13 protein-coding genes are annotated in these 14596 nt (G+C 66.7%); 7 read left to right on the top strand and 6 right to left on the bottom strand.

The window, feature by feature from the left end; all coding sequences use genetic code 11:
• The first annotated feature begins 25 nt into the window (after positions 1 to 25).
• On the top strand, positions 26 to 1054 hold the full coding sequence (locus tag P2Q66_RS00415; protein WP_275724720.1) for a peptidoglycan bridge formation glycyltransferase FemA/FemB family protein: 1029 nt from the start codon (positions 26 to 28) through the stop codon (positions 1052 to 1054).
• Here P2Q66_RS00415 and manA read toward each other — a convergent pair.
• From manA to P2Q66_RS00395, 4 genes are read right to left on the bottom strand one after another with little or no spacing between them, the layout of a single operon-like run.
• Complete coding sequence (manA, locus tag P2Q66_RS00410; protein WP_275724719.1) at positions 1051 to 2298, bottom strand: mannose-6-phosphate isomerase, class I; 1248 nt, start codon at positions 2296 to 2298, stop codon at positions 1051 to 1053. The genes P2Q66_RS00415 and manA overlap by 4 nt on opposite strands.
• A gap of 32 nt (positions 2299 to 2330) precedes the next feature.
• Complete coding sequence (locus P2Q66_RS00405; RefSeq protein WP_275724718.1) at positions 2331 to 3977, bottom strand: LCP family protein; 1647 nt, start codon at positions 3975 to 3977, stop codon at positions 2331 to 2333.
• 10 nt (positions 3978 to 3987) lie between these two features.
• Entirely contained in the window at positions 3988 to 4572 is a 585-nt protein-coding gene (gene purE, locus P2Q66_RS00400) for a 5-(carboxyamino)imidazole ribonucleotide mutase (protein ID WP_079595681.1), read from the bottom strand.
• Complete coding sequence (locus tag P2Q66_RS00395; protein WP_079595680.1) at positions 4569 to 5765, bottom strand: 5-(carboxyamino)imidazole ribonucleotide synthase; 1197 nt, start codon at positions 5763 to 5765, stop codon at positions 4569 to 4571. The genes purE and P2Q66_RS00395 overlap by 4 nt, the downstream gene beginning before the upstream one ends.
• Positions 5766 to 5939: 174 nt before the next feature.
• Here P2Q66_RS00395 and P2Q66_RS00390 point away from each other — a divergent pair, with 174 nt between their 5' ends.
• Entirely contained in the window at positions 5940 to 6500 is a 561-nt protein-coding gene (locus tag P2Q66_RS00390) for a GtrA family protein (protein WP_275724715.1), read from the top strand.
• Between the two features lie 55 nt (positions 6501 to 6555).
• Here the strand turns inward: P2Q66_RS00390 and P2Q66_RS00385 are convergent, their stop codons facing one another.
• The gene (locus P2Q66_RS00385) at positions 6556 to 7254 is read right to left on the bottom strand and encodes a TIGR03089 family protein (RefSeq protein ID WP_275724714.1); all 699 of its coding nucleotides are present in this window, start codon (positions 7252 to 7254) and stop codon (positions 6556 to 6558) included.
• 389 nt (positions 7255 to 7643) lie between these two features.
• Between P2Q66_RS00385 and P2Q66_RS00380 the strand changes: the two genes are divergently transcribed.
• The 3 genes from P2Q66_RS00380 to P2Q66_RS00370 are packed head-to-tail and all read left to right on the top strand — an operon-like array spanning position 7644 to position 13211.
• Positions 7644 to 8177 (top strand): WhiB family transcriptional regulator, encoded by a 534-nt coding sequence (locus P2Q66_RS00380; protein ID WP_275724712.1) that lies wholly within the window; start codon positions 7644 to 7646, stop codon positions 8175 to 8177.
• Between the two features lie 29 nt (positions 8178 to 8206).
• Positions 8207 to 11557: a glycosyltransferase gene (locus P2Q66_RS00375; protein ID WP_275724710.1), complete on the top strand. Its 3351-nt coding sequence runs from the start codon at positions 8207 to 8209 to the stop codon at positions 11555 to 11557.
• Positions 11550 to 13211: a DUF5719 family protein gene (locus P2Q66_RS00370; protein ID WP_275724709.1), complete on the top strand. Its 1662-nt coding sequence runs from the start codon at positions 11550 to 11552 to the stop codon at positions 13209 to 13211. The genes P2Q66_RS00375 and P2Q66_RS00370 overlap by 8 nt, the downstream gene beginning before the upstream one ends.
• A gap of 46 nt (positions 13212 to 13257) precedes the next feature.
• Here P2Q66_RS00370 and P2Q66_RS00365 read toward each other — a convergent pair whose 3' ends face one another.
• Positions 13258 to 13770 carry a metallopeptidase family protein gene (locus P2Q66_RS00365; RefSeq protein WP_275724708.1) on the bottom strand — a complete coding sequence of 171 codons (513 nt, stop codon included), beginning with the start codon at positions 13768 to 13770 and terminating at the stop codon, positions 13258 to 13260.
• A gap of 119 nt (positions 13771 to 13889) precedes the next feature.
• Between P2Q66_RS00365 and P2Q66_RS00360 the strand changes: the two genes are divergently transcribed.
• Entirely contained in the window at positions 13890 to 14279 is a 390-nt protein-coding gene (locus tag P2Q66_RS00360; protein WP_275724706.1) for a DUF3499 domain-containing protein, read from the top strand.
• A 79-nt stretch (positions 14280 to 14358) separates the two neighbouring features.
• The gene (locus tag P2Q66_RS00355) at positions 14359 to 14595 is read left to right on the top strand and encodes a hypothetical protein (RefSeq protein WP_079595672.1); all 237 of its coding nucleotides are present in this window, start codon (positions 14359 to 14361) and stop codon (positions 14593 to 14595) included.
• Position 14596: the final 1 nt, after the last annotated feature.

Here is a 14596-nt window from a genome sequence, read left to right as displayed (position 1 = left end):
GGTTTAAGCCATGATTCCAGCTGTTGTGCCCTGTACTGACCGCGCCCTTTGGGACGAATACGTCGACCGGTTCCAGGGGCACCCGCAACAGCTCTGGGGCTGGGGCGAGACCAAGGCGATGCACGGCTGGTCCGTGGACCGCGTGCTCCTGAACGACGGCGACAACACGATCGGCTGTGCCCAGCTGCTGATCCGGCGGCTTCCTGTCCCGTTCCGGGCATTGGTCTACATCCCCAGGGGGCCGATGTGTTCGGTGGAGGACGCTCCCGCCGTCCTCAGCAGCCTTGCAGACCATGCCGCCGCCCGCCACCGCGGCGTGGCCCTGAGCATTGAACCGGACTGGGACAAGGACTCGCCCTACGCGGCCGCGGTGTCCGAAGCCGGTTTCCGGGAGTCCACCAACACGGTCCTGATCCCGCGGACGCTCATCCTGGACCTGCGCAGGTCCGATGACGAACTGATGGCGGAGATGTCCAAGTCCACCCGCGCCAATATCCGTAAGGCAATGCGCAGCGACGTGGAGTTCCGTAAGGTCAAGAACGAATCCGAGCTGGAGCAGGTGCTCGCGATCTACCACGAAACGGCGGAACGCGCCGGTTTCGGTATCCACGAGGACCAGTACTACCGGGACATTTTCCGGAACATGGGAGATGGTTCACCCATCATCGGAGCATTCGACGGAGAGCAGATGCTGGCGTTCGTCTGGCTGGCCCGCAGCGGCTCCACCGCCTTCGAGCTCTACGGCGGCGTCTCCGCCGAGGGGCAGAAGCAGCGCGTGAACTACGGGGTCAAATGGGCGGCGCTGCAGTCCATGCGGGAAGACGGATGCTCCCGGTACGACTTCAACGGCCTGCTCAACGACGGTATTTCGGACTTCAAGAAGCAGTTCGCCAAGCACGAAAACATGCTCCTGGGAACGTGGGAAAAGCCGCTGTCCCCGTTCTACCCGGCGTACTCAAAGGCCATGCCGCTGGCACGGAAGGGCCTCCAGACGGCGCGCCGGCTCGTCAAAACTGCGGCCGGGCGCGCGCGTCTGGTGCTTCGGCGCGGCTAAAGGCCGGTAGTCACCGCAAACGCCAGTGCCGGCTCCGTGCTCCCGGCGACAGGGTGGACGTTGACGGGGGCCTCGGCGGCGGCGAGGAATGCGCTGCCGCCCCGTGAAAGCTGCAGGTCGCCCTTGGGTGAGTCCAGGTAGACGTCGCCCGCCACGACGATGACCACGGCGGCCCCGGACTGCGCCAGCGGGACGGGGCCATCATTCGGCCCGAGCTCGATCCGCTGCAGCTGGAATTCCTCGAACGGCGGCCGGTAGAGCTCCTGGTCCAGTACGGTCTTTTCGGCATTGAGCATCGGCACGGCCACGGGGTGGAAGTCGATGGTGCGCAGCAGTTCGGGGACATCCACGAACTTGGGCGTCAGCCCGCCGCGCAGGACGTTGTCCGAGGACGCCATGACCTCCACGCCCAGCCCGTGCAGGTAGGCGTGGACGTTTCCCGCGGGCAGGTAGACGGACTCGCCCGGCTGCAGCGAGATCCGGTTCAAGAGCAGGGAGATGAGCACACCGGGATCGCCCGGGTACTTCTCGTTCAGGCTGATGGCCGTTCCCAGCTCTGCTTCGTAGGGTGCCAGCGATCCCCGGGACAGCAGCGCCGCCACCACCTGGGTGGTGGCTTCCGCCACGGCTTCTCCGCCCGTGATGAGGCGTTCAAACGCCTTCCGCAGGCCGGCACCTTCGTCGCCGTCGTCGAGGTCACCCAGCAGGGCCGTGATAACGGCAGGCGGCTGCGCTTCCACTGATTCACAAGCTGAGGCGACGTGCAGCAGGAGCTCCCGGGTTTCCGCCGGCGGGCGGAACCCGCACAGGGCTTCGAACGGGGTCAGCGCGAAGATCATTTCCGGCTTGTGGTTATCATCGCGGTAGTTCCGGTGTGGTGCATCCGCCGCCACACCTTCCGCGTTCTCCCGGGCAAACCCGGCACGTGCCTGCTCCAGGCTGGGATGCACCTGGAGGGACAGCGGCTGGGCTGCGGCCAGGATTTTCGCCAGGAACGGCAGCCGCGGCCCAAAGCGGGCTACTGATTCGGTGCCGAGGAAATGCTCCGGATCGCTGGCGATCAAGGCATCGAGGGGAGTGGCGGTGCCGTCTTCCGGGACATGCGCCACGGATGGCGAATCAGTGTGCGCCCCGATCCACAGTTCGGCTTCGGGCCCACCGGATTCCGGGCGTCCCAGGAGCGATGCAATCGCCGTTGTCGAACCCCAGGCGTAATCCCGGAGGACGTTTTCAATCTCGTACAAAACCGGTTCCGTTTCTTTCGTATGCAGGGGGGCTAGAGCGCGGCGCACTGGCCATTGGTGGCCACGAGCCCGGCGATGGCCTGCTCGTTACCCTCGCGCTTGAGCTGGTTCAGCAGTTCTTCGGTGATCGGCTCGCCGTCGGGTGTGGTGGTCACTGGGATGAAGTCCGACGGCGTGGGCTGCTGCGGCAGGCTTCCGCCGGCCAGCAGGGAGGCAGTAGGAGCGTAGGCTCCTGCAGCCTGCACCGGTCCGCCGCCGGCGGCGGGCACAGCAATTGCATCGTCAGGGGTTCCCAGCGACTGCGCGGATGATGCAGAAGCCAGAAGTTCGTCCACGCGCACGTGGATCTGGTCAAAGTCCGGGACCGTGGAGAATGATGCGTCGAAGTCCGGCGGGCCGATGGTCAGCCGCTTGACGTCCTGGCCTCTCGCCTTGATGGCGAGGTCCACGAAGCTGCCCAACTGCGTTGAGGAAATGTTGGATTCCACCACCTGGGTCCCCGCGTTGACGATGTCCTCGAACTTCGACAGGAGCGTGGCAGGGTCCAGCTGCTTCAGCATGGCCTGCTGCACGCATTGCTGGCGCTGGATGCGGGCGTAGTCGTCAACGTACTCGCGGGACCGGCCGTACCAGAGTGCCTGGTTGCCGTTGAGTGTTTGCTCACCGGCGGGGATCCATCCCAGCGGCATCCCGTAGGTCCTGCTGAATTCGTCGAAATAACCGCTCATGGGAACCCAGCCGCCCGCCTTGATCCTGATGCCTCCCATGGCGTCGATGAGCGTGGAGAAGCCCTCCATGTCCACCAGGACGTATGCCTGGACGGTGAGCCCCAGCGTTCCGGACACGGCCTCCAAAGTCGCCTGGGCGCCTGGATCGGCCACTCCGGGGTAAAGGTCTGCGTACTCGTTGGTTACCTCGGTGTTGATGGCGTTGATCAAGCACTCGTCGCCGCAGTCGTAGCCCTCCGGGTAAATGGCCCGCATGGGGGAGCCCTCACTGAACTGCGCGTTCTGCAGGTTGCGGGGTACCGAGATGATGGCCGTCTGGCCGGTTTCGGCGTCGACGCTCAGCACGGAGAGGCTGTCCGGCCGCCGGCCGGTGCGGTCGTCACCGGCGTCGCCTCCCATCATCAGGAAGTTGTAGCGTCCGTCCACCGGGTCGATCGCTGGTCCCGAGGAGAAGATACTGCCGATGGCGTTGCGGCTGACGTTGAGCAGGTATGCCGCGTAGCCGAGCGACCCGCTGCCCAGCACCAGTGCCACCACCAAGGCAATGCCGACGGCGGGCCGCGCCGGCGGCGCCAGCAGCACCGGGCGGATGAGCCGCAGGGTGTTGATGAACAGGACAGCCCAGCCGGCCGCGAGAGCCACCAGCACGATGACGATGGCCAGCGATGCGAAGGGGTTGGTGATGATGCTGACCAGCGCGGTCCGGTTGACGATGAGCAGAAGCAAGGCCAGCACCAGGAGTGCCCAGACGCAGAGCGTCACGCGCAGTGCTGCCCGGCCCAGCCTGCGGTCGCCCGCCACGAGTTGCGCGCTGCCGGGGACGAGGAGGGTCAGCAGGACCAGCACGAAGGCACGTTTTGTGCGGACGGGAGGGGAAGCGCTGACCGGGTAACGTACCGGGTCCGTCAGGGCCGTGTCCGAGGCGGACTGCGGAACTTTGCTGCTGGACATGCCGGCGGTCCTAACGGCTGCCCCGGAAGGAGCTGTTGCCGTCGGCGAAGACCTCGCTGACTTTCTGCCGGAGGTTTGCCCCCTTGCGGGAGGCTACAGCGTTGAGGTCGGCGGCAAAGTCGAGAAGGTCGGTGCGCAGCGAAGCTGCGAGCTCATCGGTTCCCGCGGCAAGCATGCGGACAGCCAGAAGTCCGGCGTTGCGCGCGCCGGCGATGGAAACCGTCGCAACGGGGACGCCGGCCGGCATCTGGACGATCGACAGCAGGGAGTCCATGCCGTCCAGTGTCTTCAGCGGCACAGGCACGCCGATCACCGGCAGGGGAGTGACGCTCGCCAGCATGCCCGGCAGGTGCGCGGCGCCGCCGGCCCCGGCGATGATCACGCGGAGTCCGCGTTCGTGGGCCGTTTGCCCGTAGCGGATCATCTCGGTGGGCATCCTGTGCGCGGAGACCACGTCTGCTTCAAACGGAATCCCGAATTCGGCCAGGGCGTCCGCTGCGGCTTCCATGACCGGCCAGTCGGAGTCGGAGCCCATGACCAGGCCCACCAGGGGGTTCGCCGCTGGACCCGCGGCAGGCGTTGCTGGGGCGCTCATGCGTTCTCCTCGAAAGTTTGTGGCGTCTCTTCCGCCGCTGCCCGCCCGTCGCGGATGATGCTTGCCACCCTCGTGGCACGGCGCCGGACCGAATCAACGTCCGCCGTGGACGTGCCCACCAGGTTCACGTGGCCAATTTTCCGGCCCGGACGGACGGATTTGCCGTAGCAGTGGACTTTGGCCGCGGGCTCACTCGCGAGTGCCAGCGGAAATGCTGAGTACAGGTCCTGGTTTTCTCCGCCGAGGAAGTTCTTCATGACGGTCACGGGGGCCAGGGCATCAGTGGCACCGAGGGGCAGGTTCAGGACAGCGCGAAGGTGCTGCTCGAACTGGCTCGTCACCGCTCCGTCCTGGGTCCAGTGCCCGGTGTTGTGCGGGCGCATGGCGAGTTCATTGATGAGAAACCCTGCCCCCACGCCGGGAGTCTCGAAAAGTTCCACGGCCAGGACGCCGGTGACTCCCAGTTCGCCGGCTATCCGGAGGGCGGCATCTTCTGCTGCCGCCGCAACCTCAACGGGGATGTCCAGGGCCGGAGCGATCACTTCGTCACACACACCGTCCACCTGGATCGTATGCACCACGGGCCAGGCGCGGGCCTCCCCGTCGGGTGTCCTTGCCACGAGTGCGGACAGCTCCCGCGTGAAGTCAACCTTTGCCTCGGCCAGGAGCGGACTCATGGCCGCAAACCACTCTTCCGTCCCGGCGGCCTCTTCGGCGGACCCTACGACCCGTACGCCCTTGCCGTCGTAACCGCCGCGCGGCATCTTCAGTATCACTGGCCAGCCCGTTTTGTCACCGAAACTGACCAGGGCGGCAACGTCGTCCACGGACGCCCAGGCGGGGTTGGGAAGTTCAAGCCGGTCTACGGCGGCGCGCATCACCAGCTTGTCCTGCGCATTCACCAGCGCGTCCGGACCGGGCTGGACGTTGACGCCGGCCGCCTGCAGGGCCCGGAGGTGTTCAGTGGGCACGTGCTCGTGATCAAAGGTCATCACGTCCAGGCCTTCTGAGAAGTCAAGCAGCGTCTGCAGATCCTTATAGTCGCCAACGGGCGACGTGGACACGGCCGAAACCGCCGAAACGTCGTCCCCTTCAACAAGGACACGGAGTTCGAAACCGAGTGCTGTTGCGGCTGGGGCCATCATTCGCGCAAGCTGGCCGCCGCCAACCACACCTATTACTGGAAAAGTCACATGGGCCAGCCTACCGAAGACCGTCCGGTATCCCGGCTTTCGGCCGCTCCGAAGGAGGCAAATTAAGGTGAAGGGGGCATCCCGGGACGGTCCAAGGGAGGCTGGGGCAGAGTTTTGGGGGCTAAAATAGGCCTTTGGCCACGTGGCCCACAGATCATACGGCCATGGAGGGTCATGTTTAGCACACTTGCAGATCGTATTCGGGGACTGGCCTCGCTTTTTTGGCGTGAAGTGGCCAAATTCGGAGCTGTCGGCGGTGTGGCGTTCGTCATCGACTCCGCGGTTTACATCTGGCTTTTCACGGGGCCGATGCACGGTAGCGAGGTCTGGGCCAAGGCCGTTGCCACCATCGTGGCCAGCATCTTCTCCTGGGTAGCCAACCGCTACTGGACGTTCAGGCACCGCAAACAGGCCAACGTGGTGCGCGAAGCCGTGCTCTTCGCCGTGATGAACCTGGTGGGGCTTCTGATTGCCTCCGGGTGCGTCTGGTTTGCGAAGTACGTGCTGGACCTCAACGACAAGCCGTCACTCTTCATTGCGGGAAGCGTTGTGGGACTCGTCCTGGGAACCATTTTCCGGTTCTTTGCATACCGCTTCTGGGTCTTTAATGAAGAACTGGACCAGGAACCCGAGTTCTCGCACGACCATGAACTTATCGAGCTCCACCACCAGCCCAAGGAGCACGTGGCGGCGGCGGAACGCGAAGCCTCCTCCGAAGGTCCCGCCCAGCCATAGCCGGCCTCTCCGGCTCAGGCAGGCCGGTGGCGTAAAGCCAGGCAGGACGGGAAAACTAGTTGCCGTGGATACGCTCGGCGGCCAGCAGCTTGTCCGTCAGCTCCACGTCAGGATGCGTGAGGACCACGGAGCCGCCCTGCTTCCACGCTCCGAGCGCGTTCGCCAGTGCTGCCTCAAGACCGGTGCCGGCAGGTATATGGAGCCGCACGCCCTCATCGTGGTCAACGGCGAAATCGTCGAGCAGATCACGGTGGAGGTGCCCGCGGCCCTTCCGGTCCACGAGTGCGGATACAGCAGGGTCCGCGTCTGCATGTGCCATGAAGACGTCACCGTGGGAGCGCACTTCCGCAGCGTAGTCGATGCAACCCGCAGGAAGCTCCCCCGGCCAGCGCATGGCGAGAGCAGGAAGCGCGACGGCGATGACGGCGTCGTACCTGCCGTCCACTGATTCCGGATCTGCCGCGACCAGGAAGTCCGCAGGGCCTCCCTCCAACACGGTTTCAAGGCCGACTTGCCAGCTGGCAAGTGCCCACACCATTGCCTTCCAATGTGCAGGCAGCTCGAGGCGAAGCCGCATTCCGGGGGCTGCGTCCAGTTCGTCCTGCAGCAGATTGCTGGTCTTGGCCACCCAGTTGTCCAGGACCCGTCCGGAGAGCTCCACCCGTTCCGCATCCGGGCCGTACCAGGTAAGGCGCGGCGACGTTGAGTTCCCTGAACGAAGGCTGGCCATCAGATCGAGCGCAGGAGTAGTCATGGCACCATCCTGCCACCGGTCCGGCGGCGGGTCATCCGGTTTCTCCACAGGCTATGGAGCACGGCAGCGGGAGTGATGTTTATCACACGCGATGCTAAGCGTGCTTGCTATTTATGCTGAATCCGGGTAACTTCCCGCCAGTGGCGGGGGTTTTTCGGGCAAATTTGCCGCCCAGGCCTATGGTGCCGCCGCTTGGCGGCCTGCGGAGGAAAATTCCCGGGCGTGGCGTACGCGGCGTTGGGGAACTTCAGTGATTATTATCCCGGCCGCAGCTTGACTCGCCCTAGTTACACACGTGTAATTAGGTATCTAAAGCGACTGCGCAAATACCGGCACACAACCGAGTGCCCACGTATCCAGGCAGAGGCTGCAACATCAGGAGGGTCGCCGTGGGGCAAGCAGAGCGTATCCAGGCAGATGCCGTCGTGGCCGGCCAGGCAACGGCAAAATACCGTGCACGGGGGGTGCCGAGCGATTGGTACGTGGATCCTGCTGATCCTGAAGCTGCGGAGCGGTACAACCGGAATGCCAGCGGCATCCTTGAGGACCAGGCCACGGCATTCCTTGCCGCGCATGAGGCCCTCCTTGAAGGCGGCGGGGACCTTGAAGACGACCTCGACCCGCCCATGGAGCTGGCTGCGCCCGGCACGGCCCAGCCTGTGTGGATCGGACTGCCCTTCCAACAGGACTTCGACGACGAAGGCGAACTCGGCTGGCAAACTGACGCTTTGTGCGCCCAGACGGACCCGGAGGCCTTCTTCCCGGAGAAGGGCGGCTCCACCCGCGATGCCAAAAAGGTGTGCGGTGCCTGCAACGTCCGGTCGCAATGCCTAGAATACGCGCTGGCCAATGACGAACGGTTCGGCATTTGGGGAGGCCTGTCCGAGCGTGAGCGCCGGCGGCTGAGGAAGCGAGCAATCTAATTCACCAGGATGTTTATGTCACTGCCGTTGTGGTTGCCCACAACGGCAGTGCCTATCTCCCCAGGACCCTCTCGGCTTTGGCGGACCAGACCCGGTCCGTGGACCGTGCCATCGGCGTCGATACCGGCTCCCGCGATCATTCGCTGGCCCTCCTTGAGCGGGCCTTTGGTGCACTTAACGTCCTAAGCCATGAACGCGGGAAAGGCGGGATGGGGGCCGCGGTTTCGGAGGGCCTCGCAGGACTCGCGCCCCGCGTGGCCGGCGGGGCCGACGCCATGCCGGAGTGGATCTGGCTGCTGCATGACGATGCCGCCCCTGCGCCGGAAGCCCTTGCTGAACTGCTCGCCGCCGTGGAGCGCGCGCCCTCCGTGACCGTCGCCGGCTGCAAGCAGCTGGACTGGCACGAGGAACGGAAGCTGATCGATGTCGGCCTCTCCACCAGCCGCTGGGCCGAGCGGCTCACCCTGATCGACGCCGATGAGCTCGACCAGGGGCAGTACGACGGCCGCAGCGATACGTTCGCCGTGAATTCGGCCGGAATGCTGGTTCGCCGTGACGTCTGGGAGCAGCTGGGCGGCTTCGATCCCGCACTTCCGGGCAGCGGAGACGACGTCGACTTCTGCTGGCGCAACCGCCTCGCGGGCCACCGGGTTGTGGTTGTCCCTGCCGCCCGCATGTTCCACGTGGCCCACCGGCCCCATGCATTGGGCAATCCCGCAGCGGCCCGAAAAGCGCAGGTTCACCTGCGGCTCAAGCACTCGCCGCTCTGGATGGTGCCGGTCCACGCTGCCGGCGCGCTGCTGGGCAGTCTCTTCAAGCTGGTCCTTAGCATTGCAGTCAAGGACCCGGGGCACGGAATTTCCCAGCTGGCTGCCACCGTTGCCGCACTGGGCAGGCCCAGGGCAGTGGCGCGGGCCCGCCGGGCAGCCCGGCAGTCGCGGCGGATCCGCCGCTCTGTCATCCGCAAGCTGCAGACACCCCGGCGGGAGGTGTGGAGCCACAGGCGGTCGCTCATGGAGGCCATCGGTTCGGACAACAGCCCGGCTGACGACCTCGAACATGACCCGCTGGCGCACCAGCCCAGCGGCGACTCCTCCGACGATTTCGCTGCCCTGGCCACCAGCAAACGCGGGTGGGTAGGCAATGGGGCCCTCGCGGCGGTCATCATCGCATCCGTCGCTTCACTTCTCGGACTCGCCGGGCTGTTCCGCGCCGACGCCGTTGCCGGCGGGGCACTCATACCGGTTTCTGCGGGTCTCGGTGACATCTGGCACCATGCCTCCAGCTGGTGGATCAGCCTGGGCGCCGGACTCCCGGGAAGGGGCGACCCCTTCGGCTACGTCCTGTGGATCCTCGGCGTCCTCGGCGGCGGGGATGCCAATGCAGCCATGGCCTGGCTCCTCCTGCTCAGCACCCCGTTGTCCGCTCTCACCGCCTGGTTTGCTGCGGGTGGATTGACAGTCCGACGCCGCCTGCGCCTCGCTGCCGCTATCTTCTGGGCCGCTTCCCCCGCTCTCCAGGTGGCCCTGAACCAAGGCCGCGCCGGCGCCCTGATTGCCCATCTCATGATCCCCCTGCTGGTCCTTGCCCTGCTGCGCGCCACCGGCTCGGCGGTGGGACACGGACGGTTCACTCTGCCTGCCGGGGACGGGCGCCGCGGGGACCGGCCTCCTGTCCGGCCCGGGATCAACGGCACACCGTCATGGACGGCGGCGGCAGCAGCAGGACTGGCTCTGGCGGTCGTCGCTGCATCTGCGCCCTCCCTCCTGATTCCTGCAACCGCCGTGATCGTGCTCTGCGGGCTCCTGCTGGGCCGCCGCGGCCGCACCGTGTGGTGGGCCCTGCTGCCAAGCGCCGCGCTCTTCATTCCATTCGGCCTGACCGTGCTCGACAAACCGAGGGCACTGCTCGCGGATCCCGGCCTGCCCCTCGGCTTCACCGCCGCCCCGCTCTGGCAGCAGCTCCTGGGCCAGCCGATGGCCTTCGGCCCCGACGGGGGACTGGACGGCCTACCCTACTTCCAGGACGCCGCCTTCCCCTGGGCCCTGCTGCTGGCACTCCTCGTGGGTGCGCCAGTCCTGGTCCTGGCCGTGGCGGGACTTTTCACCACGGGCCGCCGCGCCAGGACGGCCAGGTCACTGTGGGTGGCCGGAGCGATCGCCTTGGCCGGCGGCTGGCTGGCCTCCCACGTGGCAACGGCGATGAACGCCGACACGCTCGTAACGCCCTTCACCGGTCCCGCTGTTTCCGCCGCCGCTTTCGCCTTCCTGGGCGCGGGCCTGCTGGGAGCAGAGCACTTCCTCAACGTGGCGGACAAGGCTGTTGCAGGCACCGCGAAGCAGCGGACCGCGGCACGTTCCGCCATGGCCTTCGGGATGGTGCTGCTGCTCGTCGGCCCACTGGCAGGAATGGCCGCATGGTCTGCCCGCAACCTGCTCCGTCCCGCAGCTGTTTCCGCCGCTGGCGCCGTTGGAGCTGCCGACACTGCAGGTCCGGCAGCCCCCGGATTCGGCGCCGCCCGGCTGGTGGAGGCCACCAGCCCGCGGACGTTGCCGGCCACAGCCATCGACCGCGGAACAGGCCCCGAGAAGACGCGCACCCTCATGATCAGCACGCGGGACAACGGCTCCTTTGACGCCTCCCTGATGAGGGGCGCGGGCACCACCTTGGACAGCCTCTCGGCAGTCGCTTCCGCACGGAACATCATTGGCGCTCCGGGCGCTGAGACGGTCCGGGACGACGACGACGTCACAGCGGCCGTCCGCCGCGTTGTGGCAACCCTCGTGGCCGGCCAGGGCGTCGACCCGCGCAGCGACCTGGAACAGCTGGGAGTCGGCTTTGTTGTGCTCCGCTCCGCAGATACAGCGGCGCAGCTTACCGCCAGCAGGATGGACGCGGTGCCGGGCCTCGTAGCCGTGGGACAGACCGACGTGGGATGGCTCTGGCGGATCACCCCGCTGAACCAGCCCGTCCTGCAGCCCGCGGACATCGCCCACCGGGTCCGGATCGTGGACGCGGACGGATCAACGGTCTCGCTGGTGCCGTCGGCCTACAACGACGTCGATGCCCAGGTGCCCGACGGGCCCGAGGGGCGGCTGGCAGTTCTTGCCGAACGCGCCGATCCCGGTTGGAGTGCCTGGCTCGACGGCCGGAAACTGACATCAACCACCTCCGGATGGTCCCAGGCGTTCACGCTTCCCGCTTCCGGCGGCCACCTGACAATCCGCTACGAAAACCCCTGGGCAGCATGGGCAGGAATAGCCCAGGCCACAGTGATTGGCCTGACTGTCATGCTGGCCATCCCCATGCCGGCACGAAGGCCGCGGACCGGCCTCTCCCGGGATGAGGGCTCCCTGCGTAAGGAACAGCAGAATGCATGAGCACACCATGTCCGGCCAGGCGCAGGACGCCCCGGCAACGGATGCCGGAGAAGCGCCCGGCGGGGCCGGCAACCAGGGGCCCGAAGGCAAGCGCCGGAAGGGGACCCTGGCGGGTTTCGCCACCGCTGCACTCGTCCTGACGGGTGCCGGGGCCGTGGTGGCCGCGGGATCCTTGCTCCCTGCGCCGGAATCGAGCCTCAACCTGCCGGCGGCCGTTGCCGCCGTCCCCGCAGGAGAAAGCCTGGGCGTATGTCCGGGCCCCGCCCGGCTGCTGGAAGGCACCCAGGCAGGCACTGATCCACAATTCAGCCCGGAATCCGCCACGGCCGCCAGTACGGTGACCGCGGCCATCCTCGGCGCCGCAGGCGTGCTCCCGTCCAGCCGGCTGTCCTTGCTGGACGGGAACACCGCCGTCGAGATCGCCAAGGATTCCGGCGAAGTTCCCGCCGAGGGTGCGCGCCAGGAACTCATCGCGGGCGTCCTGGCTAACCGCCAAGTGGACCAGGCAACAGTCGTTAGCGCCGATGCTTTGGCAAACCAGCAGGCGTCGGCTGCGGCAGCGATGAAATTCACGGCAACGGACGGTGACCTCCAGGGAACAGCGGCCGCCAACTGCCAGCGGCCGTCCAACGACCAGTGGCTGGCCGGCGCCAGTACCACTGTGGGCCGTACATCGGTGCTGGTCCTGACGAACGCTTCCACCACCCCGGCCACGGTCAGCCTTGAGTTGTTCGGCCGCAACGGTCAGATCCAGGCGCCCGGCAGCCGCGGCCTGCTCGTGGCACCCGGCACCACACGCTCGGTGGTCCTCGCCGGTCTGGCTCCGGGGGAGCCGCAGCTGAGCGTCCATGTCCGCAGCGCGGGGGGACCCGTTGCGGCGGCTATCCAGCAGAGCGTCCTGCGCGGCCTGACACCCGGCGGAGTGGACTTCATCGCACCCGGGGCGGCCCCCGCGGTCCGCCAGGTCATGACCGGCGTGGACATCCAGGATCCGGCCGGAGTTGCCGCCTTGACCGGAAGATCCGGGTACGAGGATGCCGCTCCTGCCCTGCAGATCACTGTTCCGGGTCCGTCGGATGCAGTGGTGGAGGTCAAAGTGTATGGCCGCGACGGCCAGAAATCCCTGCCGTCCGGCGGTGTGATCACCGCCAAGGCCGGTTCCATCACGGAAGTTTCGCTTGCGGGCGTTCCGGCCGGGCACTACACCGTTTCTGCGGCATCCGATGTCTCCTTTGTTGCCGCCACACGCATCAGCCGGGGGACCCAGGAGGGGCAGCCGTCCGATGTCGCCTGGGCGTCCTCCGGGGTGCGGCTTGGCAGCCAGCACGTGGTTCCTGTTCCACAGGGCGGGACCCGTCAGCTGGTCTTTGGTGCCCTGGACGCCAGGGCCACCATCACCTACGCGGCAATCACCGCCGACGGGAAGGTCCGGGCACCGTCCACGGCCGACATCGCGGGCGGAACCACTGCGTCCATCGCCGTTCCGGACAAGGCCGAGGACGCCGACGTGGTTGGCTACGTCGTCTCTGCATCCGGGGATGCCGCCTACGGCGCTGTCCTTGTGGAACAGGACGGCCGGAACGACGTCTCATCCCTTGCCTTCCAGCCCGCTGCGGCCGGGCAGGAAACGGTACCGGTCACCATCAGCTACTGAAACCCTGTGCCGCCCGGACACCCTCCGGGCGGTTGGGGCTGGTGCGTTAGTAGCGGCGCCGATACACCGGGTCCAGGGTTTCAGGGGCAACGCCCAGCATCTCCGCGGTGTGCTCCACCACCACGTCGTGGACCAGGTCCTGAAGTTCCTCGACGCCGGGGCAGGCCTGCTCCACGACGCGCCGGTACACCGTGATCATGGGCCCGTCTTCACCGGAAGCAGGCGTATAGGAGCCCATGGGAATGGGTGCGGAGTCAGCGGCCAGCTGCTCGAGGTCCGGCGGAATCTCGTCCACGCCAAACCGGACGCCGTCCAGTGTCTTGCCCCAGATATCGTGCAACCGCTGGGCCGAATCCAGGACCATGTCATCGAACCGGTCAGACCGTGTCCGGTAGCCCGGATGGCTGGGAAGCATAACCTCGCCGCGCAGCCCGCGGCCGTGGCGGTTCCGGCGGCGCTGCATGAAGCTCCTGCCCGTGGAGTCCCCGCCCGTCTGCTGTGGGGCGTCCGGGTCAGCCAACCGGACCGTAAAGCCTGATTCATGGTTCGATGACTGCATACATTGACTGTAAACCCGGGAAATGATTTACGCGATAGATTCACCCTGCAGCGAAGGCGCGTCACGCCCGCGGCGCCAATGCACGGTTTTGCCGAGTACAGAGAGTAGTCTGTGATGTCGTGGGAGCTATCCGTCAGTGTTCAAGATCTGCCTGCCGCCAGTCGGCGGTAGCTACCCTGACGTACGTCTACGCGGACTCCACGGCTGTTCTCGGCCCCTTGGCTACTTACGCCGAGCCGCATTGTTACGACCTTTGTGAACAGCACGCCGATTCGTTGACGGTCCCCAGGGGCTGGGAAGTCCTGCGACTGGCCATGCCGTCCACGCCGCAGCAGCCCGGCCCTGATGACCTGCTCGCACTCGCCAACGCAGTGCGGGACGCCGCGGCCCTGCCCGCCCAGGCGCCGCAGCTGCCGGCCCAGCGCGGTCCCCATTCGGCGCTCGAAGCTCCTGCGGGCACCGAAGGTACCCGCAGGGGGCACCTGCGCGTCCTGCGCGAGCCGTCCTGAATCGGATCTAACGGTACGCTGGAACCTGCACACCAGTCCGCTACCGGCGCGAGCGCGCCCGCCAGGGAGCATGAACCAAATGCCAAAGATCAGTCCCGAACTGCTGTCCGTCCTGCGTTGTCCCGTGACGGGTTCACCCCTGGTCCAGGACGGCGAGGAACTGGTAGCTACCACCGCCGGGGAAACAGGCGTGAAGCCCCGCTACGCGATAGAGGACGGCATCCCCCTTCTCCTGCCCCCGGAACTGCTGGCCGCAGCAACATCGGCGGGCTCCGACCAGCACGACTCTGCCCCCGGGACTGCCCGGGCCATATAGC

The sequence above is a fragment of the Arthrobacter sp. Cr_A7 genome (genome assembly GCF_029222765.1).
GTDB lineage: Bacteria > Actinomycetota > Actinomycetes > Actinomycetales > Micrococcaceae > Arthrobacter.
Note: the sequence above shows the minus strand (reverse complement) of the source record. Positions and strands in the feature narration are given on the sequence as shown.